Genomic DNA, 2,871 nt, shown 5'->3' with positions numbered 1-2,871 from the left:
ATCACCAATTATGCCACATGTCTCGTTGGAACAGGCGTAGCGGTCAATATAGACACCGTCAAGTTCCAATGGCTCTCCTGGTGTGTTATTATTCGGGGCGGTTGCCCATGAAATCTCCCAGGAATGCGGCCAGATGGTATCCTTCTGCCCTACAGTGTCAGCTTCTCCGTAACCGGCATAGAAAACATACACGTTATCCACATAACCGTCTCCGTTACGGTCATAATCTTTGAAATCAATTTCCCCGTCAAGTGCCTTGCACGCATCTATGATCATCTGATGAGGGTTGGCATCTTCTCCATTTCCGAGATTCCTACCATAATAACTTACATTATGAGGGAGTGTTACAGGACCGAACACATCAAATTCAGGATCGAATTTTCCGTTAGAATTATCAAGAAACCAGTCACGGGCAGAACCGGTACCGCCATATGTATCGAATCCTTCCTTATTCAACATCTCAGTGAAATAGGTGTGCGCATCTATCTTGTTGTATGGAGATTTATTCTTGGAATTGAATTTTATATCCTTAAATTCCGCAAGTATGACAAGCACTTTCTGTTTTCCGGTGCAAGGGAACGAATAATCATAAAGACCAGGACCGCGTGTATTCATAATACTCCCTGCAATGAAAGCGGGAGTTTTGCCTTTAAGTTGGAAACGTCCTGATTCCGCAGCACGAAGAGACATCGCCTCTATCGCCTTTGCCGTCTCTTCCTTGGAAATATTCTCAAGGAACATATTATCGGAAGCGGAACGCATCTCAGCATTACGCGCAACTATCCCCGAAGCCTCTATGCTTCCGTCGGGCTGAGGCACGGCGTAAACATATCCCAGTTTGTCGTCATATTTAAGCAGATAGCCGTCGAGGGTATAAATACTTTTGCAGGCGGCATTGCCCCGCTTCACTATAGTAACCTTGGTGCCGTCAGGCTGAGTCACAGCCAACGGAATCCTTATCGCCTGTTTTCCCCATGCGCTTCCCGTAGCCAAGGCAACTATCAAGGCAACAAAATATTTTTTGCTAATTAATTTCATCAAAACAACATGTTAAATCTCCCGCTAATTTAACAATTTATATCTGAACATCCATAGATTACTATAAGTTTTCAGTTTTCGGTTTTCAGTTTTCAGAAAATTAGTTTTCGGTTTTCAGCACCATAAGATTCGGCATATAAATTAGCCGCAAATCTCTGAAAACTGAAAACCGAAAACCGAAAACTAATTTTCTGAAAACTGAAAATAAACTACAAAACTATCTTCAATGTCTTGACAGCTCCGGAGCGGTAACGCGCTACTGCTATCACGATGCCACTCATGGCATCGTCAACGCGTGCCGACAAGCGTTCTCCGTCTGCCACCGGTTCCGCAGCAATCCTCGAGCCACTTATGTCGTAGAGGTCCAGACCGGATACATCACCGTTAGCGAACACCTTCCGGCTGCCACGGTCGAAACTTACCTCCCCTACACCAAGGGCATCAACTTCCGACACTCCTGACGAAGAAAGACGGAAATAGATCTCCGGCGCTCCCTTTATTTCAGCGAAACCGTTGGGAGCCATGGCATATAGCCGAACCCGGTAGAGGTCATATCCCCCGATACCGTCAGTGGAGAGCGTCGACGTGATCGTCGCCGTCTCAGACTTCTCAGCCAGGAACAGATCCGGACCGAACTTCACCGTGGCAAGTATGTTACCTGTGTCAGATGCAGGTGACACCTGTGCCGATATGCCGTAACCGAAATATGCACCAAGGTTCTCTACCACTGCCTTCAGCATGAGTGACGAACCGGTACTCACTTCGTAAACGTTAGGGACAGTCGTGTCTCCCTCCTTGTCGCCGGTCAGTGTTGCATTCTCAGCAACGAACTCGTTTACACCCAATGAAACCGCCGCGTTAACATACATGCGCACAGACGCGTTCCAGTCTTGAGGCTCCCCTGTCTCAGCATCTACGAAACGCAGCTTATATGATGTCAATCGCGAAGGAGCAGCTACACCCGGCAATATGCGGAAGACAGTGGTCAGATCGACCTGCCTTGATTCTCCTCCGGAGAGGGAAACCTCGAAGGCATCACCCTCCATGGCACACACATCGCCGCTGTATAGACATGGCTTGAGAGTGGCGATTGTCGCTTCCTGCGAGGTGTTCCCCACAGTCACGTTCAAGCGGGAGGCGCAGCCGTAATAGAGCTTGCCTACAACCTCGGCACCGGTGACTGCAACCACTGACGGCAATGAAGTGGAAACCTCATACCTGCCCGCTGATTTTGTAATATAGAAGGAGTTTACACATCCCTGCTCCTTGAGCACTGGAAGCCATAGGGCTTCGGGATTGCCATTCTGCTGGGAACTGACCGTAACGCGATAGCTGCCGTCGGCAAGACCATCTGGAATATTGAAAGACACCTTACCTTCATAGCCCGCATAACGAACCTGGTAGCCACCGTCTGTCGGTGTGAGCGAAGGGGCGGCAATAGCTCCCGACTGGAGCTTGAGGGCACCCCCACCCTGCGCCCCGGCGAATGTCGGCTCTATGGTAACACCGAAATTAACATCTATCTCCCTGATGTCTGTGTTCACCCAATAACCCTGCCTGCCGCCGTAGTCGAGTGTCATGGTGACGGACTTGCCGGAAACGGTGGCGGAAAGATTCCCTAACTGGGTCATCCTTGGAGTGTAGGAATAAGAAGCTCCGGGCTGAATACCTATAATTATATCCTGGGCGTAATTGAAGCCGTCGCTTCCGGTGCCGCCGCCAATGCCGACAGAGCCGGGATCAAGGGCAGCGAGAAGGAAATAGCCGTCAGACATTCCTCCCCAACCCCAGTTGAAATGGAAATAGCCGTCACCGGCATAACCGTCGCAGACG

At 49.6% G+C, this 2,871-nt stretch carries 2 protein-coding genes; both read right to left on the bottom strand.

Annotated features, from left to right (window positions below):
* Positions 1-1,038, bottom strand: a 1,038-nt coding sequence (locus JX312_RS11650) for an immune inhibitor A domain-containing protein (RefSeq protein WP_204458103.1), incomplete at its 3' end; no start/stop codon positions are given.
* Between the two features lie 209 nt (positions 1,039-1,247).
* Positions 1,248-2,871 (bottom strand): C10 family peptidase (locus tag JX312_RS11645; RefSeq protein ID WP_204458102.1); only part of this gene is annotated, 1,624 nt, incomplete at its 5' end.

Origin of the sequence: Barnesiella sp. CU968 (assembly GCF_905219685.1) — a bacterium.
GTDB classification, from domain to species: Bacteria; Bacteroidota; Bacteroidia; order Bacteroidales; family Muribaculaceae; genus Lepagella; species Lepagella muris_A.
This window is presented reverse-complemented; position numbering and strand designations above follow the sequence as displayed.